Annotated in this window: 19 protein-coding genes, 1 pseudogene and 1 CRISPR repeat array; of the genes and pseudogenes, 13 read left to right on the top strand and 7 right to left on the bottom strand. The window is 36.4% G+C overall.

From position 1 onward, the window contains the following. Positions 1–679: 679 nt before the first annotated feature. The 3 genes and pseudogenes from ACGH6S_RS10195 to ACGH6S_RS10185 form a co-directional block, all read left to right on the top strand. A pseudogene (locus ACGH6S_RS10195) lies at positions 680–2,923 on the top strand (phage tail tip protein); the annotation flags it as partial. 41 nt (positions 2,924–2,964) lie between these two features. After that, positions 2,965–4,356, top strand: coding sequence for a prophage tail fiber N-terminal domain-containing protein (locus tag ACGH6S_RS10190; RefSeq protein WP_411578818.1), 1,392 nt, complete (start codon positions 2,965–2,967; stop codon positions 4,354–4,356). After that, positions 4,346–4,708: a DUF1353 domain-containing protein gene (locus ACGH6S_RS10185; protein ID WP_411578817.1), complete on the top strand. Its 363-nt coding sequence runs from the start codon at positions 4,346–4,348 to the stop codon at positions 4,706–4,708. The genes ACGH6S_RS10190 and ACGH6S_RS10185 overlap by 11 nt, the downstream gene beginning before the upstream one ends. Here the strand turns inward: ACGH6S_RS10185 and ACGH6S_RS10180 are convergent. The 3 genes from ACGH6S_RS10180 to ACGH6S_RS10170 all read right to left on the bottom strand — a co-directional run bounded on the left by ACGH6S_RS10180 (position 4,699) and on the right by ACGH6S_RS10170 (position 6,467). Beyond that, positions 4,699–4,923 (bottom strand): hypothetical protein, encoded by a 225-nt coding sequence (locus ACGH6S_RS10180; RefSeq protein ID WP_411578816.1) that lies wholly within the window; start codon positions 4,921–4,923, stop codon positions 4,699–4,701. The two genes, ACGH6S_RS10185 and ACGH6S_RS10180, sit on opposite strands and share 10 nt — an antisense overlap. Before the next feature lie 270 nt (positions 4,924–5,193). Continuing rightward, positions 5,194–5,661, bottom strand: coding sequence for an STY0301 family protein (locus ACGH6S_RS10175; protein WP_065610104.1), 468 nt, complete (start codon positions 5,659–5,661; stop codon positions 5,194–5,196). Between the two features lie 632 nt (positions 5,662–6,293). Beyond that, a complete protein-coding gene (locus tag ACGH6S_RS10170) occupies positions 6,294–6,467 on the bottom strand; it encodes a hypothetical protein (protein WP_296318052.1) in 174 nt (57 codons plus the stop codon). Positions 6,468–6,841: 374 nt separating this feature from the next. On the opposite strand from ACGH6S_RS10170, the gene ACGH6S_RS10165 reads away from it, so the two are divergent. From ACGH6S_RS10165 to ACGH6S_RS10155, 3 genes are all read left to right on the top strand, one after another. Next, the gene (locus ACGH6S_RS10165) at positions 6,842–7,384 is read left to right on the top strand and encodes a hypothetical protein (protein WP_411578815.1); all 543 of its coding nucleotides are present in this window, start codon (positions 6,842–6,844) and stop codon (positions 7,382–7,384) included. Between the two features lie 994 nt (positions 7,385–8,378). Then, entirely contained in the window at positions 8,379–9,284 is a 906-nt protein-coding gene (locus tag ACGH6S_RS10160) for a hypothetical protein (RefSeq protein ID WP_411579524.1), read from the top strand. A gap of 352 nt (positions 9,285–9,636) precedes the next feature. Continuing rightward, positions 9,637–9,963: a Grx4 family monothiol glutaredoxin gene (locus tag ACGH6S_RS10155; RefSeq protein ID WP_034914241.1), complete on the top strand. Its 327-nt coding sequence runs from the start codon at positions 9,637–9,639 to the stop codon at positions 9,961–9,963. 84 nt (positions 9,964–10,047) lie between these two features. Here ACGH6S_RS10155 and rnt read toward each other — a convergent pair whose 3' ends face one another. After that, positions 10,048–10,734 carry a ribonuclease T gene (gene rnt, locus ACGH6S_RS10150; protein ID WP_208610447.1) on the bottom strand — a complete coding sequence of 229 codons (687 nt, stop codon included), beginning with the start codon at positions 10,732–10,734 and terminating at the stop codon, positions 10,048–10,050. A 221-nt stretch (positions 10,735–10,955) separates the two neighbouring features. On the opposite strand from rnt, the gene ACGH6S_RS10145 reads away from it, so the two are divergent. The 7 genes from ACGH6S_RS10145 (at position 10,956) to cysZ (ending at position 17,784) form a co-directional block, all read left to right on the top strand. Next, positions 10,956–11,714: a Nif3-like dinuclear metal center hexameric protein gene (locus tag ACGH6S_RS10145; protein ID WP_411578813.1), complete on the top strand. Its 759-nt coding sequence runs from the start codon at positions 10,956–10,958 to the stop codon at positions 11,712–11,714. 95 nt (positions 11,715–11,809) lie between these two features. Beyond that, positions 11,810–12,688 carry a 4-hydroxy-tetrahydrodipicolinate synthase gene (dapA, locus tag ACGH6S_RS10140; RefSeq protein WP_065589991.1) on the top strand — a complete coding sequence of 293 codons (879 nt, stop codon included), beginning with the start codon at positions 11,810–11,812 and terminating at the stop codon, positions 12,686–12,688. 30 nt (positions 12,689–12,718) lie between these two features. After that, positions 12,719–13,486 carry an outer membrane protein assembly factor BamC gene (bamC, locus tag ACGH6S_RS10135; protein ID WP_411578812.1) on the top strand — a complete coding sequence of 256 codons (768 nt, stop codon included), beginning with the start codon at positions 12,719–12,721 and terminating at the stop codon, positions 13,484–13,486. 65 nt (positions 13,487–13,551) lie between these two features. After that, positions 13,552–14,262 carry a phosphoribosylaminoimidazolesuccinocarboxamide synthase gene (purC, locus tag ACGH6S_RS10130; protein ID WP_411578811.1) on the top strand — a complete coding sequence of 237 codons (711 nt, stop codon included), beginning with the start codon at positions 13,552–13,554 and terminating at the stop codon, positions 14,260–14,262. Further along, positions 14,262–14,717, top strand: coding sequence for a DUF441 domain-containing protein (locus tag ACGH6S_RS10125; RefSeq protein ID WP_411578810.1), 456 nt, complete (start codon positions 14,262–14,264; stop codon positions 14,715–14,717). The genes purC and ACGH6S_RS10125 overlap by 1 nt, the downstream gene beginning before the upstream one ends. A 4-nt stretch (positions 14,718–14,721) precedes the next feature. Beyond that, a complete protein-coding gene (locus ACGH6S_RS10120; RefSeq protein ID WP_411578809.1) occupies positions 14,722–16,749 on the top strand; it encodes a tRNA(Met) cytidine acetyltransferase TmcA in 2,028 nt (675 codons plus the stop codon). Positions 16,750–16,953: 204 nt separating this feature from the next. Beyond that, positions 16,954–17,784, top strand: a complete 831-nt coding sequence (gene cysZ, locus ACGH6S_RS10115) for a sulfate transporter CysZ (protein WP_411578808.1) — start codon at positions 16,954–16,956, stop codon at positions 17,782–17,784. 8 nt (positions 17,785–17,792) lie between these two features. On the opposite strand, the gene ACGH6S_RS10110 is transcribed toward cysZ, so the two are convergent. From ACGH6S_RS10110 to ACGH6S_RS10100, 3 genes are all read right to left on the bottom strand, one after another. Continuing rightward, positions 17,793–17,981: a YpfN family protein gene (locus ACGH6S_RS10110; RefSeq protein ID WP_065589987.1), complete on the bottom strand. Its 189-nt coding sequence runs from the start codon at positions 17,979–17,981 to the stop codon at positions 17,793–17,795. A gap of 72 nt (positions 17,982–18,053) precedes the next feature. Continuing rightward, positions 18,054–19,193 carry a succinyl-diaminopimelate desuccinylase gene (gene dapE, locus ACGH6S_RS10105; RefSeq protein WP_174798145.1) on the bottom strand — a complete coding sequence of 380 codons (1,140 nt, stop codon included), beginning with the start codon at positions 19,191–19,193 and terminating at the stop codon, positions 18,054–18,056. A 14-nt stretch (positions 19,194–19,207) separates the two neighbouring features. Beyond that, positions 19,208–19,564 (bottom strand): ArsC family reductase, encoded by a 357-nt coding sequence (locus tag ACGH6S_RS10100; protein WP_411578807.1) that lies wholly within the window; start codon positions 19,562–19,564, stop codon positions 19,208–19,210. Positions 19,565–19,934: 370 nt separating this feature from the next. Continuing rightward, positions 19,935–20,984: a CRISPR direct-repeat array (repeat unit 28 nt; unit sequence GTTTACCGCCGAGTAGGCGGTTTAGAAA). Positions 20,985–21,110: the final 126 nt, after the last annotated feature.

The raw sequence follows: 21,110 nt of genomic DNA, 5'->3' as shown, positions 1-21,110 counted from the left end.
AAACATTGACAGAGTGCGGATTACGGTCGGGGTGCAGTCGTTAAGCTCAACGGACAACAAGGGTAATATCAACCGAACCTCAGTATCAATGGAAATTCAAATCGGTGTGGGCAGTATATGGAAAACGGTAAAAAAGGTAGATTTAATCGATAAAAAAACACGCTCACAGTATCTAACTTCTGTTATTTTAGATGATTTACCTCCGAAACCGTTTAACATTCGTGTAGTTCGCAGAACGCCAGACAGCACATCATCATTATTAGTCAATAATACGCTATGGAGTTCGTACACTGAAATTTACGATACTAAATTTTCATACCCGAATACCGCAGTTGTTGGCTTGAAGTTTGATTCATCGCAGTTTAGTGGTGTGCCTCGCCGTAATTATCTTATTAAAGGGATGATAGTTAAAGTGCCTGATAACTACAACCCAAACACACGGGAGTATAAAGGCTTTTGGTCAGGAAATTTCAAGCTTGCTTGGACCAATAATCCTGCGTGGATATTTTACGATATTTTGACTAATGCACGTTACGGTATGGGTAATCGTATTGGTCAATTTGGTGTTGATAAATTTGCTTTATACACTATCGCTCAATATTGCGACCAGTTAGTCGATGACGGTTTCGGCGGCAAAGAACCAAGATTTACATGCAACTGTTACATTACCGAGCAACGCCAAGCGTATGATGTTATTCATGATTTATGCTCGATATTCCGAGCTATGCCGATTTGGGATGGGACACAATACACGGCAGTAATGGACAGACCGAGCGACCCAGTTGCTATTTATTCAAATGCAAACGTGGTAGAGGGGCAGTTCAACTACACATCAGCAGCGCAAAAATCACGGCATACGGCTGTGCATGTGCGTTATATTGACCCTAATAACAATTGGGAAACAACAACTGAATATGTTGCTGATGATGAGCTAATCAAACGATTTGGGCTGAATGTTGCGCAAATTGATGCGTTCGGTTGTACGTCGAGAGGACAGGCGCATAGAGTTGGTAAATGGCTAATTCAAACTGAAAAATTGGAAACACAAACCGTTACATTCAGCGTGGGCAGGGAAGGCATTCGTCATTTACCCGGCGATATTATCGGTATTGCTGATAACGATTTTGCAGGTACAACTATTGGCGGACGAATTTTAGAAACTAATGGTAGCACAATTACGTTAGACCGTGATATTGACATTAAGAACATGAAAAGTGCGTATTTAAGTGTGACTGATACAAATATGCAGCTACAAAAAGTCAAAATTCAAGCGCAAGTGAAACCAAATCAAATTGTTTTGGAGAATAGTGTTAGTGTTGATGAGTATTCCGTTTGGGGTCTATATGACAATAAAATCAAACCAAGGCTATTTAAGGCTATAACAATCGCTGAAAATAGTGACGGTACTTATTCAATCACTGCGTTGCAACATGAACCAAAGAAAGAAGAAATTGTTGATAACGGCGCTAAATTCGAAGCGGAAAGCGGTACTATTTTTGGCTGGTCAATTCCGCCCGTTGAACAACTGCAAGCCGAGATTATCCCCGAATCTGATTTATATCAAGCTCGCTTATCATGGTCTACACCGAGAACAATTCAAAACTTGAAATTTGAGGTAAAAATCTATCGTGATGATAAATTGATTAGCAGAGAAACGGTTAATGATACTGAGTATTATCTATCGGACCTACAACAAGGTAAATTCAATGCGACCGTGCGAGGAGTAGCAGAAGACGGACGATTGGGCGATGAAACCACGATTGCGTTTTCTATTCTGCCACCGTCTAAACCATCAGGCTTGGTACTCACGCCAAGTAGTTTTAATGTAGCTATACGCCCTGTTATGACGTCTGTATCCAGTCTAGGCACACAATTTGAATTCTACAAAGGCACGACCAAAGCCGAAGTTGAAGCGAAGCGTAATTATCTTGGTCGAGCGATGACGTTAACTGATGTTGATTGCCAGCCAGATACTGAATACTGGTACGGCGTGAATGCGGTTAACGTAGTTGGTCGCTCAGAGATGTTCATTGCTAACACTCGGACATTAATTGCAGAAAATGGCGCAGGAGGGTTATTTAGAATTCAAACTCACGACGGTAAATTCCCGACTAACAATGATGATGCTACTCAAATGTTTTATCGTGAATTTGGGTTTTATCCTGCTCGCGATACCACATTAATTATCTACTCATTAGACGGTGCAGGTAAAGTAGCACATTCAGAAGCAAGAATGTATAACGGTGCTTATTGGGTTGAACCTGCTATGTTTTTGGACGGTGATTTAATCGCTACTGGCACAATGCGAGGTGATAGATTAATTGCTGGCACTGAAATCAAAGCACCGTTAATTATGGGTGGCAGGATGGTTGCCGGTAATGTTATCAGCGCAGGTAATCCCCCAGCATTTGAACTATGGGAGGATGGTACGCTAAATGCTAGACGAGCTAATATCTCAGGCAATATTTATGCGAATTCTGGGCAATTAAATAATGTTGTGATTAATGAAAATTGCCGGATTGACGGTAAGTTGACAGCAATGCAAATTGTCGGTGATATTGTAAAAATGCACACGTGTAAAAAAAATGGCTCTGTCACTATAGCGCCTGAGCCATTCGAACGAGAATTAGTTATACTGCCGGTAACATTGGTTGCAATCAGACACGGAGGCGGTGGTGGTGGTGATGGGATAAAACCAGATTATTGGGATTTTGGCAGACTGGATATTACTATTAGAAATATTTCGCACCCATTCCCCGCGAGGTACAGATTAGAAACGACGGCTCTTAACCCAGTTGTCAGCGAGATGTTTTTAAGATCAATACCCGCCCACGAAACTCTTGTTGTTAGCACGCAAACGCCAGATAAATATAAAGTATCTGGCATACCGAATTCCATCACAATAATGACATTGAAAAAATAACAACCGCTCATGTAGCGGTTTTTTATCATCTGGAGAAAATTATGGCAAAAATTTCAGGGGTATTAACAGACGGCGCAGGTAATATTATTAATAACTGCACAATCGAGTTATACGCAAAAAAAACAACAAGCAAAGTACTAACACAAACACAAGTATTTCAAGTGGCAAGCAACGGTAGTTACATGATGAACGTTTTGCCATGTGACTATGAAGTAAAACTAATTATAAACGGATTTCCACCAAAAAAACTCGGTACTATTCAGGTATTTTCAGATTCAAAAGACGGTACATTAAATGATTTTTTACTGAATCCCGCTGAAAGTGAAATTACGCCAGAAGTGTTGCAACAAGTTGTTAACGCTCGCAATGCAGCAAAAAAATCAGCAGATGACGCAAAAAAATGGGCATCAACAATTGATACATCTAAACTTGTAAAAAAATCAGGCGACGAAATAACTGGGCAATTGAGATTTTCACCGACATCGTACGGAATAAAATTTTTGCATGAAAACGGAAATGAGCTTGTTTTACGCCCTTCGGGTGATAGTTTTATATACGCATACTACAATTCTGAATCAAACACGTGGACAAACAAACTGCGATACGTAAGCAACGGTAATACTTGGCGTTTTGAAAATGTTGACGATGTTGCAATTAATGGCAAATCAGCATTGAAAACAGGCGATTACGGTCTCGGTTCAAATGTTGGTGTGCGTGTTTCAGATTTAAATGAAAAATTACCAACTGCGTTTTATTACACAACAACAGATGACATAGCTGATTTGCCGTTTAATGGAGGCAGATCATCTGCGTCGTTGTTGCCGCTACCGACTAGTTCAGCAACTTGGGGTATTGAAATGCTCTCAGTTGTAAACAGTAAAACCCCTAAAATTTTCTATCGATGTTCTACATCAAGAGGCAAAGAAAACTGGTATGAAGCAATTACAACAGCAAACTCAACTGTAGACAGTAATGGTTTTCTGAAAAAAGCATCTCCAATATTAAGACTATTTGCAAATGATAACATTGAAGAAGTTGGCGGTTTTAAAAAATCAGGTTGTGCTTTAGTTAACGATTTGGCTGACGGCGTGACAGCTACACGTATTGATGTCGGGCATTATGAAATTCACGGCAGCTCAGGCTTTGCAAAAGAGGGCTGGTACATCACTTTACCCGAAGATGCAAACGGCAATAAAAAATTCTTTGCTGAATACTCAGTTGATGAAAACAATATCATCACAGTTAAAACGTATACTAAAAAATTTGACTTTGAAAGCTGTCAAATTGTTGCAGGAAAACCGATTGACATAACCGATGGTAGATGGATTGATGTTCGATTAGAAATGCCCGTTGTTGATGTGATTGAAAATGAAAAGCCGATACCGAGCACTTTAAACCCAATTGTTATTCGTGAGGTATCAGATGATATTTGATGAATTTGACGAAATTCATTGCGCTTTTTTAAAAGGTGGTGAAAAAATCCGCCTTTTAAAACCGATAATTGCACGCCCGATAATTAACGGAGAACAAGTTGAAATCATTGTAAAAAAAGGATTTGTTAGCGATGGTGATTCAACAAAGTATGCTAAATTCATATTTCCGAAATTCAATAAAGCGTTAAAAGCGGCAATATTGCACGATTACATGTACGGGAAAGCACTATTTACTCGAAAAATTGCAGATGATATTTATCTGCAAGCTAACACTGAACTGAATGTTAGTTTTTGGCGAAGATATGTAAAATATTTCGCTGTTAGATTGTTCGGTTCGGGTAACTATCGATAACAAAACACACTATCAATCTTCAACTTACAATACTCAACAGCGTCATGTAGCATCACAAAATCGGCGATATCGTATAGCGTTTTTGCTGTTTGATAGAACACGTAATTGTGATCTTCTTCGTTGTTGATAATGTAGCATTCGCCCGTAATTTCATTTTCGAAGTCTTCGGGCGTCATGCGTATGTAAATTGGTAGTGTGTAGTTTATTGTTATCATGATTAGCGAAGTTAGAATTTTTTGGGTATTTTATATTGATTGTTTTGATTAATATAATTGCGTATAATTAATGCGTCTAAGTTCCAATCTAAGCCCTCTATTATTTCACGATATAGAGGGTTTTGCTTTATAAAAACAACAAAAAAATCAACGGTATTTCATACGGTATTTTTATTTTTTATTAAAATAAAATAAAATTAATCAATATGTTATTTCGTTTTAATGATTCCTGCTGGGGTCGAAATTATACAGTTCAATAAAATTCAAAACCTATTTAACTTCTTGCAATTCACTAGTACTACACTTAAGCGTGATGTGTAATCGATCGAATTGATCCATCGAATCAATTTCCCAGCAACTTTTCATGGTTGTAGCGATTTTTTTTATTAGATTTACTTCACCATAATTGTAATCACAACTGACCCAACTACCTCCTTGGTCGTAAGTGGTGTTTACGCTCCAGGTTGTTTGATGTTCTTTGCCATCAATGATACCAGCATCTGGTTTTTGCTGGATTTTTTTAGCGGGGTTGTCAGAATAGACGCCAAAGCCATCAAGCAATAATAACGCATCTTTCTTTTCAGAAACCATCCAATCGTCAGGTAGATTATCTATATCTAAATGAGCAGATTTAATTGTTATTGAGCTTGGGCAAATTATTTCGTTGGCTTGAGCAGAGGGTAAAGCACTAATCGAAGCTAAAAAGAAAATACTAAGGTTGATTATTTTATATTTCATGGATAGATCCAGATAAAGTGTTGATTGTGCAATTATGCCAATGTTATCAATTACGTCAAGTGTAAAAAAGAAGATATTACTCAGTTTTTTAAAGATATTTAGTATGTTATGGTAGATTTATAGGTGGCTCGTTTTTTAAACTAATAGTGATAAAAATCAGACAGAAAACTTATTGATTTTGTTGATTTCTTTGTTTGGCTATTTTTAGTAAATTAAGGGTTTATATAGCGAATATACCATCAATCCCTTAAGCTTAAGTGATTATTGGCATGATACTGGTTTACACTTGTTAACAATTAAACTTAGCTTGCCTAGTAATCAATTTTTGTCCGTATGAATCGATAATCACCAACAAATATAACCAACCTTCACTTATTTTAATATAAGCGATATCAGTTATTTATATTGCATTAGGCTTATAAGGTTAAATTGTCAATCTAACGTATTGGGAACGATATTATTATGGATGCTGGTATTTATGTCATGGTTGACTTCGTAATCTAAATTGTTGCAAAACATGGCTAATATGAAACTTGATAGTCTATATCTCTGGCATCATGAGGCGACTCTGCTTACTCAAACTAGCCTTATGGTGCCAATACTGCTTTTTGATATACTAGAATTTTACTGATTTAATGCGGTATTTTAGCCAGACATAATAACCTGATGTACTGACGCCAAGTAATTGACACACCTTGGTTATGAAATAGGTTATTAAATGATTTTTCATTTAGGTGAGCTTCAGCGACTTGGATTTTGGTTTTAGGGTGTTTCCAAAAAACAGGAAACTTATGTTGTTGTGACATATTTGTGCTGTAAATAATGTAAAGTAAACTAAAAAATAGTGAATAAGTATACAGTAATCGAATTAGCTAACATCTTCTTTTATTAATTTATAATAAATTAAAATAATACGTGTCACTCTTAACCAATTGGTCGTTGGTCTAAGTTCAGCAAGGACCATAATTCTAAATCAATATATCAATTAACATCTAAAATTTGTTTCCAAATTAGTAAATTTGTCAAAATAACAATAAAAAATTTATATTAAATAATAATTGAAATTAAACAGATCATAATGCATTATTCTTCAGCTTATTAAATTTAAGATAAAATTATTATTAGCATTAGTTCTGCTTAGGTTGATATAGGTTTATTTAATTAGAAGATGGTGTAGGGAATGATTGAAACAATTAAAGATTATGTAAAAGATAGGAAATTGATTAAAGAGTTATTAATTAGTTATGGGGTATTTTTGTTATTTTACATATTTTGTATGCGAGCTGATAATTGTGAACAAGCTGGTAGTGCTGGTATGGTGATGATATTGGCATCAATTTGCTATTTATTTTTTTTTATTACCATGTTTATTAAATCAGCGAAAATGATCCTATTTGGTCCTAAAGATAATAAATCAACTTCATTTAAATCGTTAATTATTAAATTTTTATTATTTGTATTTGCCATTATATCGATTCTAGGACTGGGTACATTTTTATTCCGTATCAATTATTTAACTAAGGAAGATTTTGATAATGCTGTCTATTTATTTATTGATACAGATTATTTTCTAACTGATTTCTTTGTTTTTGTTATTATGTGGAGTTATATATTTGTATTCCCTTTCGTCATTTATTTTTTTATTCTTCTTATTTTAAAAGTGATGAAATTTTTTACTACATTCATAACACAAAAAATTAATAATAAGTCCATAAATCACTAGTGGTAATTGGTTGCGATTATTCACTTTATTTAGCTAATTGTAGGAATAATCGCATTATTACATTAAGTTAAAGAAAATAAAGTAGGTGCTTCTTTCAATTGAAAGGCATAAAATTTTGTATAATATAATTTTGCTAAAAACATAACATATGTGATAACTAGTTTGACTAGTCATTACTGTTTGTCTATATAAATCGATAATTATGGGCAAATATAACCATCTTTATCTGTTTTAATATAAGTTGTATCAGTTACCCATGTATTATTGAGTATTTTATGTCCTTTGCATTATGATGCAGACTCAATGTCTTTAAGTTTTTTGTTAATTTATCCTGCCTAGGTGTTAGTAAGTTTGCTGATAGAGAGACGAGCATCAGATAACGAATAATTTGCTGTTTGTTGTTTGAATTTGACACTCAAATTTTTGACTTTAGTATTTTCTCTTATGATTTTTATTTATATTTTGAAGGCAACTTCTGTCCAATTTGGGACGAGGAGAATATTATGGATAAATGATTAAAGTGGAAGAAAGCATAAAAATTTACTAACTCAAACGTTATCACCAATATTAATAATTCCACAAAAAGCTAAATGGCCATAAATATAACTTTATATTTTTATTGAAAATTTATTCCTATCTAAGGCTGAATTGTTTTCATCTTTACATTTCTTTACAAAAAATTCGCTAAAAAACTAGCCAACTATTTTTTTAATGGTTATACTTTTATCACTATAGGAAAACATGCTTATTAAATAAGCGAATAATTATAAAAATCTAAATAAAACAAATAATTACTTGACAGGTGAAATAAAATGCATTATTATTTTAGGCACAAGGCACAAGGCACAAGCACTGGCAAACCTACGCCTTAAATTTATCAAATAATTCTATCCGACGAGTTTTTGCTCGAAACTCATTTATATTTTCCAAATTATTTCTCAACTCATCATCGAAGTTGTCCCGAAAAATCTTGTTGGTGTTGGGGCTGTTATTATTGCCCTATTCATGGAGTTTAGATGCATTAGCTAGCACAAGTGGTCGAGCGAATAATTATCGTAGTGATGCCACAATATTACCAGAGGAACCATTACCAGATGAACCTTTTGTACCTGCTATTAGTTATGTAAGGCCAAATAAGGATTGGGGTACAGATCAATATGCAGGTCCTATTGACGCATGGAATACAAAAGAGGGATTTCCCATTCAATCAGATCCAAAATCTAATTTTCCAACCACAGGGGCTGATGGATTATTTTTTGATTTAGCGATAAAGGGAGTTGATCCAGATCAATTGACATGGACACCAGTCACGCATGATGGAATAACCGTCACCGTAAAAAGGACAATGACAAACGATAGATGGACTAAAGAAATGGTAACACGTGTTACTCTAAAGGGGCCAGAGGCTAGATTTCAATGGTATAATCCTTATCCAAGTCGAATTACTGTACCAAGGTTACCGTGGGAATTCGTATTAGTGGGGAGAGATAGAAGCGGTAATGAGATAGTAAGATATGCATTTGTATTACAAAAGTGGTTTGTTCACAGAGGAGATCAAGGAGCGTATTCTTTTCAGCAAGCTGATTGGTGTAGGGGGTTAGGATATCGTATACCACAGGTAAAGGATCTGACTAATGCTGTGTGTTTTGGTTTGAATACAGATAGGCGATGTAATGGAGCTGTCGGTGCTACGCCATCATCAACAGGTAATCATTATCAGCGCCGAATAGGGGCAGGATTTCTTACGGAATGGGGGCTGTTGGCCGGTTACCCTGGTACAAACTTCAACCGCTTCGGAGAGTACTGGACAGGTGATGATTCATTCGTTGTAAATGGAAATGGTAGCGTGATGGGTCTTTTTCCAAGTTTCTCCTCGTATGTGATTTGTACAACTCCTTAGCATTTAATTCTTAATCCTAGATTGATAGGTTAACTAAAGATAACGAATTAAAGATAACGAATTAAAGTAAGCGCTTTCTGTGTAAGCAGGTGGCGCACGAACCGACAAAGAGGAGTCTTACAAAGGTAAATCCAGTAAAACCCACTTTTTCCAGCAAAAAAACGTCAGGGATTAGGTTGGTTTTATTATTTTTATTTTAATTGTTTTAAAAAAATAACGCCTCCATAATTTGCTCTAAAAATCCCCATTAAGTAGCTTGGTTATAAGATACCAGTAGGAACAAGCAAAATTGTACGTTAAAATAGCTCGCATTATTACAATAAATTACCAAGGAAATCGCATGACGACTGAAATGACAACACTCGACAAAATCAAAAAACAAATTGCCGATAACCCGATTATTTTATATATGAAAGGTTCGCCAAAATTGCCAAGCTGTGGCTTTTCGGCTCAGGCGGTGCAGGTTTTGTCGCAATGTGGTGAAGCGTTTGCTTACGTTGATATTTTACAAAACCCTGATATTCGTGCCGAATTACCTAAATTCGCTAATTGGCCAACGTTTCCACAATTATGGGTGGAAGGCGAATTAGTAGGTGGCTGTGATATTATGTTAGAGATGTTTCAAACAGGCGAACTGCAAACGCTTATTAAGCAAACTGCGGAAAAGTATAAATCCTAATTTAATGCAGTATGGTAAATTAAGCGCGCAAAATAGGCGCGCTTTTTTATTTTTGTAAATTAATACTGTTTACTCTTGAAATTGTTACTGTTCATATTGTTGTTTATTATCTAAATCTTTTTCGATTTTTGTATCTACATCGGAATCTGTAACTGCCAAAGGCCATCCTCCAAGTGATTTAAGTCGATTAACAATTTTACAAAAAAGTATTGCCGTTTTTTGTGTATCATATAGCGCACTGTGAGCTTGCTTATGATCGAATGTGATTTGCGCTGCTTGACAGGCTTTGGCGAGCACTGTTTGACCAAAAACCAAACCACTGAGTGACGCAGTGTCAAAGGTAGCAAATGGGTGGAATGGGTTGCGTTTTATGCCTGTGCGTTCAGCAGCCGCCATTAAAAAACTATGATCAAAGTGTGCGTTATGAGCAACAATCACTGCTCGAGTACATTCACTAGCTTTTATGCCAGATCTAACCATTTTAAAAATTTCGTCTAAGGCGAGCTTTTCGTCAACACCGCCACGAAGTGGATTATCAGGATCAATGCCATTAAAAGCAAGGGCTGCAGGCTCTAAAATTGCACCACTAAATGGATTGACATTAAATTGTAAGGATTGATCTGGCTCTAGCCAACCATCTGGGGTCATTTTTAAGGTGATAGCGGCGATTTCTAAAATAGCGTTGAGTTTTGGATCGAATCCAGATGTTTCAATATCAATTACAACAGGATAAAACCCACGAAAGCGTTCACATAATTTGGCGTTTGGCACGTTAATTTTTCTTATCTATCAAAAAAGGTGTTATTATGCCATCTTTTAACCAGTTCGCCTAGCATTGGCTACAAGAGTTTGTATTCAATTTGTTAATTTTTGTAAAAAGCCAATACAGTAGTTTTATTCAAATTACATTAAACCAATGAGTAGGTGCGATTATTGGTTAAAGTGATTATAATCATCAATTATCATTAAATAATATTAAAATTGAGCGAATAATGCACAACTTTGAATTAGAACAGATTATTAATAACGAACTACAAATTAGCCGTTATCGTGACTATGCACCAAATGGATTGCAAGTGCAGGGGCGCAAGCAAGTGAATAAAATTGTCACAGGCGTGACCGCTTGCCAGTTATTGTTAGATAAGGCGGTTGAATTAAAAGCTGACGCAGTTCTGGTTCATCATGGTTATTTTTGGAAGAGTGAACCACAAACCATTACAGGTATTAAATATCAAAGGATTAAAACACTGTTAACTAACGATATTAATTTATATGGTTATCACTTGCCATTAGATGGTCATGCTGTTTTGGGCAACAATATTGAACTGGCTAACTTATTGGGTATTTCAGTCGATAAACGCAATGACATTACCGATCTGCTTTTTACTGGTACATTAAACAAGCCACTTACTGCTTTACAATTTAAACAACAACTTGAGCAAGTATTACACAATAACCAACAACGTGTACTATTTTGTGGAGATAATGCTCCACAAGTTATTAATCGTATTGCATGGTGTGGTGGTGGAGGGCAAGATTATATTGAACAAGCAGCATTAATGGGAGTGGATGCTTTTTTTACTGGCGAAGTGTCTGAACGCACTATCCATATTGCACGTGAATATGGTATTAATTTTTATGCCGCTGGACACCATGCTACCGAACGTTACGGTATTAAAAAATTGGGTGAATGGTTAGCGAGCTGTTACGGTGTTGAGGTTATTTTTGTCGATATTGATAATCCTGTATAACAAAAGTTGAATTTAGTCTAGAAATATCGCATACTTATCCGCAGATTTTTATTCTTTACGTTGTGTTATAAACCAATTATATGAGAGGTCATTTTATGTTTACAGGAAGTCTGGTCGCACTTGTTACTCCCATGGATACAAAAGGAAACGTTGACCACGTAAGCTTAAAAAAATTGGTCGAATATCATATTGCAAATGGAACATCGGGTATTGTTTCGGTTGGTACAACAGGCGAATCAGCAACACTTGATCACCATGAGCATATTGATGTAATTAAAAGAACAATTGACTATGCTGATGGGCGCATTGCCATTATTGCTGGCACAGGCGCAAACGCAACGAAGGAGGCTATAGAATTAACCAGTAAGGTCGAAAATATTGGCGTCGTAGGCTGTTTAACGGTTGCACCTTATTATAATAAACCGACACAAGAAGGTATGTATCAGCACTTTAAAGCTATTGCCGAAAGTACGGAGTTGCCACAGATTTTATATAATGTACCAGGCCGTACGAGTAGTGATATCAAGCCTGAAACTGTTGGACGGTTAGCTAAAATCAAAAATATTGTTGCATTAAAAGATGCAACAGGCGATCTTTCGAGAGTTTATCCTACTCGAAAATTGGTTGGGCCTGATTTTAAATTATTGAGTGGTGATGATTCAACCTTTTTAGATTTTATGATTTTAGGTGGCGATGGCGTTATTTCTGTTACAGCTAATGTTGCAGCTAAGGCGGTTGCTACAGTTTGTCAGCTTGCGGCTAATAATCAAATTAAAGAAGCCCGCAATTTAAACGATACTTTAATGGCTTTACATCACAATTTGTTCATTGAACCCAATCCAACACCAGCTAAGTGGGCTTGTGCAAGATTAGGTTTAATGCAAAATGCAACAATTAGATTACCAATGGTCTCATTGAGCACATCGTCAATTCCTGCGGTTGAACAAGCGTTAAAAGACGCGAATTTATTGTAATATAACCTTTAATTTTAAAAGCAGATATTTATGTTAAATAGCACATTAAACAGAACATTAAACTTAACCTTATTTAAAGGTAACGTCATTAAAAAAACAGCTGTTTTAACCGTTGTGACTTCTTTATTTCTTGTTGGCTGTGGTAGTGATCAAAATTATAAGCGTGAAGTTGAAGGTAATGAAGATTACCTTAAATCACCTACGTTAAAACCGTTAATTATTCCTGAAGGTGTTTCGGTGCCTGCGGAAAGTGGCGATTTTTATGTTGTTAAAACTGAGGTTAAAGGCGAATTAGGTAAAAAGCTTGATATTAGACCGCCAATTTTACCGATCCCAACTATTCAAGATGCATTTGCGATTTATAATAACGGTTCGGTCACTTTTAATGTGCCATTAAGCAATAATGTCTGGGATCGTATTCCTAACAGCCTAAATAAGAAAAATATCTTTATCGCTAGCCGTGATAATAACAGCATTAAAACCAATAAAGCCTTTATGGTGCGTGCAGACGAAAATCGAGCCGTTGAAGCCACTTATTCAATGACACGAAACTTGGTAGGCGATACTGAAACAATCACCATTTCAATCACCTCATTAACCCGTGGTACTGAAGATTTAATTTCGCAACCAATTGAAGTGCAACGCTATGTTGTAAGTTTATTTAATGACATAATGGATGATGTTGCACCTGATTCAGTTCGGACTGTACCACGAAAAGCACAAGATAAAGAGGCTGAAAAAGAAAATGCCGAAGGCAAAAAACCAGCAACAGCAGTAAGCGGTGCAAATCAAGAGTAAGTTTGGAATTTAAGGAGCGAATAGCTCCTTAATTATTTATTGGCAATTGATATAAGGTTATAAACATGAAAAAGTTGGCTGAGCTTTATCGTGGTAAAGCTAAAACAGTATATACCACCGAAAACTCCGATTTATTAATTCTTGAGTTTCGTAATGATACATCGGCATTTGATGGCTTGCGTATTGAACAGTTAGATCGTAAAGGCATGGTTAATAATAAATTTAACTATTTTATTATGAGCAAATTGTGTGAAGCTGGCATTCCAACTCAAGTTGAAGCCTTATTATCTGACAATGAAGTGCTGGTTAAAAAGTTGCAAATGATACCTGTTGAGTGTGTAGTACGTAATCGAGCCGCGGGCTCTTTAGTTAAACGTTTAGGAGTTGAAGAAGGTAAAGTTTTAAATCCTCCTACGTTTGAATTATTCCTAAAAAACGATGCATTGCATGATCCAATGGTTAATGAATCACACTGCAAGGCTTTCGGTTGGGCTAGCGATGATCAACTTGCAAGAATGAAAGAACTTAGCTTTAAAATTAACACCATCTTGACTGATTTGTTTGATAAAGCAGGACTAATATTGGTTGATTACAAACTCGAATTTGGATTATTTAAAGGCGAAATCACTTTGGGTGATGAGTTTTCTCCTGATGGTTGTCGTTTGTGGGAAAAAGAGACAATGAAAAAAATGGACAAAGATCGCTTTCGCCAAGGTTTGGGTGGTGTGATTGAAGCCTATGAAGAAGTAGCAAAACGAATTGGTGTTCCTTTCTAATGTTTGCACAGTTTGATATCTCTTTTTTTCTACTTTTGGGGTTAGCGGCGCTGTGTTATTTAACACACAATAATACCGTGACATTTGCAGTGCTGTTATTGTTACTGTTTAAATTAACGCCGCTTGCCACTTATTTTCCATTTTTAAATCAATATGGCTTAACAATTGGTATTGTTATTTTAACTGCCGCAATGATGGTGCCTTTAGCTGATGGCTCGTTAAAAATAGGCGATATTGCTAAATCATTTAGCACTTGGCAATCTATATTAGCTATTTTTGTTGGAATTTTAGTATCGTGGCTAGGTACGCGAGGTATATCCCTCATTGGTGCACACCCTACAATTATTAATGGTTTAATTATTGGTACGCTAATTGGTGTGGCTTTTTTCAAAGGTATTCCTGTTGGTCCTCTGATTGCTGCAGGTATTTTGTCGTTGTTAATTGGAAAAAGTTAACCTTATGCACAAGTATCCCAACAGCACAAGAACGCTATGGGTGTTACAGGGTGAAGCCACACAGTTATTCGAGCAACTTAGCCAGGCTATTTGTCATTACTCAGGTGATTGGTTAACGGTTACATCTCACTTTGAACTTTCTAGTTATTTACCCAATACATTAATTTCTGATGTAATACCGCCCAATCAAACTAAACAGTTGTTGGGACGGCAGTATCGACATGCTATTTTTGATGCAACGGTAGGATTTAATCTTGATGCCTTTGCTATGCTTGTTGGCACGTTAGTTAAAGGTAGTATATTGGTTTTATTCTTGCCTAAGAATCTGTCTACTTGGCATGATCAAGATAGCTTACGCTGGAACGAAAGCCAAATGCCCATTAATGTGCCTAATTTCGTTGCACATTTAATACAGACTTTAACTGAATTTGGTTTATCAATTTATCCTAAAATTTCATCAAAACAGGTTATATCCTCTAAGATATCCTTGCCTGAAGTTATTATTGATGACGTTTGTGATTTAGCCGAGCAACAAGCAACTTTAAAACAATTATTAAATAGCACTAAGCCTATTAACGTATTAGTCGCTAAACGTGGACGCGGTAAATCGGCACTAGCTGGGTTATTTAGCCATTACCAACGTTGTATTGTGACAGCACCAAATAAATCAGCACTGACCACCTTTTTTGCTTTTGCTAAGCCCGATACCCCATTTTTTGCCCCAGATGAATTAATTGCTCAATCATGTATTACCGTTGCCGATTATTTAATTATTGATGAAGCTGCCATGATCCCACTTCCCATGCTGGAAAAATTGTTAAAACTAGCTAAAACAAATAACACTCGAGTATTATTAACAACGACTGCTGATGGGTATGAGGGCACAGGACAGGGCTTTTTGTTGAAATTGTTATCAGGTAAAGCATGCCAATGTTTTCAGCTAGTTACCCCCATTCGTTGGCAGGCTGGTGATATGTTAGAGCAATTTAGTGATCGGTTGTTACTTAATGGTTTATTAACCAAGGGCGATAATTTTGATGTAAGCTCATCATCAATCCAATATTCAAAAGTTCAACGTAATGATGCTGATATATTAAGATCGATATTTTATTTATTGAAAGTAGCTCATTACCAAACTACGTTAGTTGATTTAAGACGTCTGTTTGATGCGCAAAATTTGACAATTTGGCAAGCAACAGCTAACAATAACCAAATAGCTGCTGCACTCACTGTTGTTGAAGGTAACTTACCTGATAGTTTAATCACCGAAGTGTGGCAAGGTACGCGTCGACCAAAAGGTAATTTAGTAGCACAGTCGTTAGTCGCCCACGCAGGTGAGCCGCAGGCGGCTAAATTGCGCTCAGTTCGGATTAATCGTATTGCGGTTATTAGTGCCTATCGGCGACAAAATATAGCAAGGCAACTTGTGCAAGCTATCTTTGAAGATGCCAAAGCTCAGAATATTGACTTTTTATCGGTTAGCTTTGCTTATACCCCGTCTAATTACCAATTTTGGATTGCTTGTGGGTTTGTTTTGGTGCACGTCAGTAGTCATAAACAGGCAAATAGTGGTAGTTATTCAGTTATGGCGCTAAAGCCATTAACCGATTCAGGGCGAAATCTAACCATTAAATTAAAACAAAAATTACAGCGTAATGTTTATTGGATCAAAGATATTATTGATTTACCATTTACTGAGATGATTGAAAGTAAGAATATCTCTCCACTAACACAAGATTTAAACGCTTACGATTTTGATGAACTAAACGGATTTGCTCACTATCATCGACCGTTTGAAGCCACTTATGCCACACTGTGTCGATTAGTTCGCTATAATCAAAAGCATCAACAATCGCGAAAACCACAACCACAGCAACAACTAACATTGCCTGTGTTATCAGCACTGATAAAAAGCAAAAACAATCAATCTTTGCTCATTAGTTCATATCAACTTGCAGGAAAAAATGCATTAATGCAAACCATCAAGCAAGAGATCAAAACATGGTTAGCAATTCAAATTAGTAATTCATAGTTAGCGATTCATAGTTAGTAAATAATGGCAATAATGTGCTTTTTGACGAAAAAACCAATAATAAAGATAGCTGATTATCATTGCAGGTTACCAAGGGCTATGTTTACAATAGTTACCATGTTTAAGTTCAACTTAATTTTTACCCAACTAGTTTAAACTTAACTAGTTTCAACATAATTCGTTTTAATTAAAAAGGAATTGAATGTGACGCAAAATAAATTAGAAAACCAAGCACAACATCGCCATTCAAAAAAACAAACTCAAAATCCAAACAATCAACCCACAACAGGTATTGAGTATTTTTTTAAAGGTTGGTCATTGGCGTTTAGTCCAGGCATTAAGCGATTTGTTTTTTTACCATTAATTGCCAATGTTGTGATTATGTCAGCATTATTTTATTGGTTCTTTACGGCTATCTCGGGCATGGTTGATTGGGGAGTGTCGTATATGCCAAGTTGGTTGCATTGGCTTGGTTATATTATTGTTTTTATGGTTATTTTAGCTTTGGTTATTTTGTTTTGTTATTTCTTTAGTACGGTAACCAATATTATAGCGGCTCCGTTTAATGGTTTGTTAGCTGAACAAGTTGAAGCACAGTTAACGGGGATCCCCGCAGCAGATATGTCGTGGATAAGTCTTATTAAGGATCTTCCTCGTATTTTTAGCCGTGAATTACAAAAACTACTTAACTATTTATTATGGGCAATTCCGATACTGCTAACTTACTTTATTCCTGTTATTGGGCAATCAGTAACGCCAGTGGTTTGGTTTTTATTTACCGCTTGGCAAATTAATATCCAATATGCTGATTATGCCTTTGATAACCACAAAATTACTTTTCACCGTATGCGTGAATTACTCAAGCAAGATCGGGTAGATAATTTAACTTTTGGTATGATAGTCAGCTTTTTTACCATGGTGCCATTGCTTAATTTAATTGTTATGCCTATTGCGGTATGTGGCGCAACGGCAATGTGGGTTGATCGCTACCGTCATCAAGCCTTATTTGATAGTAGTAGCCAAGACTTTCGTTAAGTAGGGAGTTATTTTTTCTTCGTCGAATTTGTTGATGGCCAATCGTCGTCATCATCTTGATAAGGGATAGGTTTTATCCCTTTCTTTTTTTCAAGATACGCTTTATAACTTAGTCGATTCAGCGCCTTAATAGTATTAATAAAAATCCCAATTAAAATCACCACAATTATCCACCAGTAATCTTTAAGCCATTCCATCGTACTTCCTCTTAGATAAAAATCGCTATCTCCAAGTTATAATAGCTAGGCACAATAACAATTGTGCCGCAATTATGCCAACAGTAATTTTTCTAATATGCGGTTATAAATTGCAGTTAAGGTAATTATATCTTTGCAGTTGGCGTTTTCGTTGATTTTGTGAATAGTCTTATTTAATACACCTAGTTCGATCACTTGACAGCCCATTTTAGCAATAAAGCGTCCATCCGACGTACCGCCGCTGGTCGATAGCTTGGTATCAATGTTGGTAAATTCCTTAATAGCACTTGCAGCAGCATTAGTTAAATCGCCTTGTGGCGTCAAAAAAGGATGTCCTGATAATCGCCAAGATAACGTATAGTTCAAATTATGTTTTTGTAAAATTTGCTCAACGCGCGCTTTAATTATCGTATCGGTCAATTCACTACTATAGCGAAAGTTAAATTGCACACTTAGATCACCCGGCACAACGTTTTCGGCACCTGTACCACCATTAATATTGGCAATTTGCATAGTTGTTTGAGGAAAATACTGATTGCCTTCATCCCAAACAGTGCTAACTAGTTCATTTAATGCAGGAGCAAAGCGATGGACAGGGTTATCGGCAAGGTGAGGATAGGCCACATGACCTTGAATACCATGCACAACTAAATTAGCTGTTAGTGAACCACGGCGACCGTTTTTAATTTGATCGCCAAGTACAGCATCGCTTGACGGTTCGCCCACGATACAATAATCAACACGTTCTTGACGTTTCATTAGCAAATCGACAACCTTAACAGTGCCATCGGTTGCATCGGCTTCTTCGTCCGATGTAATTAAAAAAGCTACTCGCCCAGCGTGATTTGGATGTTGCTTAACAAAATCTTCAGCCGCACAAACCATGGCAGCAACGCCACTTTTCATGTCAGATGCACCACGTCCATAAAGCACGCCTTGTTCATCAATGGTTGGCGAAAATGGCGGATAAAGCCATTTGCTTTCATCACCTGCAGGTACGACATCGGTATGTCCTGCAAACATTAAGGTTTTGCTGTTAGCTTCGCCATGATAAGCCCATAAGTTTTTGGTCTTTCCAATATTAACTTCTTCAATAGTAAAACCGAGCGGTTTTAGCCGTTCAATAATCATTTTTTGACAATTTTTATCGTCAGGACTTATTGATTTTTCGGCGATGAGTGCTTGAGTCAGTGCAATAACAGGTTCAGTCATAGTGGTCTCGATTTTTATTCAGATTGCGAAATAAATTGTGAATAAAGTTCCTCTGAAAAGCCCAACAATGCACGCTTCCCATCGATAAGCAAAGGGCGTTTTAAAATAGATGGATTGGCTAACATAATCTTTTTAGCCGTTTGAGCATTATTGACCTCAGCACGAATAGATTCATCTAACTTACGCCAAGTAGTACCTCGTGTATTGAGCAAGCTTTGCCAATCAACTAATTGTAAAAAATCATCCAACAGCTCGTCTGAAAGCCCGTTGGTTTTATAATTATGAAATTGATAGCTTACATGATGATCATCAAGCCAAGTAAAAGCTTTTTTCATCGTGTTGCAGTTTTTGATACCGTAGATGATGTACATAGTAGGTGATCCAACATTGAAAATAATAATAAAGATTATAACAGTTATCGGCCTGATGCGGCAAACTAAAGGGATTTATTTGTTTTAATTCATATTAATACTCATAGCTAATGTTAGTTGTTAATGCCAAATAGTCGCTAGTGAAAGCTTGAAATTTTAAATATTTTGGATGGTGAGTTAAGAAATGAATTTTTGAACAGATAATTTCACTCATTTTAAAAAGATCAAACTATTGCTAACCCTTTTTTTTTAACAATAAATAAAATCAAATAAAAACAACACACTAAAAAAGCTCTAAAAAAAAGGGTTTTCAAAAGCAAAAATCCTATTTGTCTTTTGCGAAACAAGGTTTATATTATATCGGTTTCTAGTTTACCGCCGAGTAGGCGGTTTAGAAATGACGCGCTTGATTTTCCAGAAATAGAGCTAAGTTTACCGCCGAGTAGGCGGTTTAGAAATTATATTATTAAACAATCCTTGCTCTAAATACGTTTACCGCCGAGTAGGCGGTTTAGAAAGTGACTACTGGAATCTATAAAAATGACTACTAGTTTACCGCCGAGTAGGCGGTTTAGAAATGCTGGGGTCGTATTAACGAATAAGATTTAAAGTTTACCGCCGAGTAGGCGGTTTAGAAAGTGGTAAAAATGGACAGCGAGAACGAGCAACAGTTTACCGCCGAGTAGGCGGTTTAGAAATTGTCGCCAACCTTGAACCGTGTATGTAACTTGTTTACCGCCGAGTAGGCGGTTTAGAAAAGAAAAGCCATAATAAAATTAAAACACACTATGTTTACCGCCGAGTAGGCGGTTTAGAAAAAGTAACACAATTTCATTTGATGATTTACTGGGTTTACCGCCGAGTAGGCGGTTTAGAAAAAAATCGACTCTGTTATCGTATTACCCTGACGTGTTTACCGCCGAGTAGGCGGTTTAGAAATCTATTCTAGGGAAATTATATCCATTGGCTAAGTTTACCGCCGAGTAGGCGGTTTAGAAAAATAGTTGTACCCGCAAAATCGTTATCCGCAAGTTTACCGCCGAGTAGGCGGTTTAGAAAGTAAGCAAGCATCTGCCGAGCTAATTCTTTTTGTTTACAGCCGAGTAGGCGGTTTAGAAATTCGATTATTGATTTAATTTCCAAATCTTTTAGTTTACCGCCGAGTAGGCGGTTTAGAAAGAACCGAACAATCTAACAGCGAAATATTTTACAGTTTACCGCCGAGTAGGCGGTTTAGAAATTTCAGAGATACGTTTTTCTTCAAATTACGAAGTTTACCGCCGAGTAGGCGGTTTAGAAACAGCAGCGACACAAGAACCGCCAATGGATTTTGTTTACCGCCGAGTAGGCGGTTTAGAAAATAACGTCATCAGTGTACGAAATCAAGTTAATGTTTACCGCCGAGTAGGCAGTTTAGAAATTGTTTTATCACTACTTGCTTTAAATCGATTAGTTCACTGCCGTGTAGACGGTATTTTGTATAAAAAATAGAAATTTCTGTATAACTGGTTGATTTTAATAAAAATAAAAAATTAAATAAAATCAA

Source organism: Gilliamella sp. BG3, assembly GCF_046635605.1.
GTDB classification, from domain to species: domain Bacteria; phylum Pseudomonadota; class Gammaproteobacteria; order Enterobacterales; family Orbaceae; genus Gilliamella; species Gilliamella bombi.
Note: the sequence above shows the minus strand (reverse complement) of the source record. Positions and strands in the feature narration are given on the sequence as shown.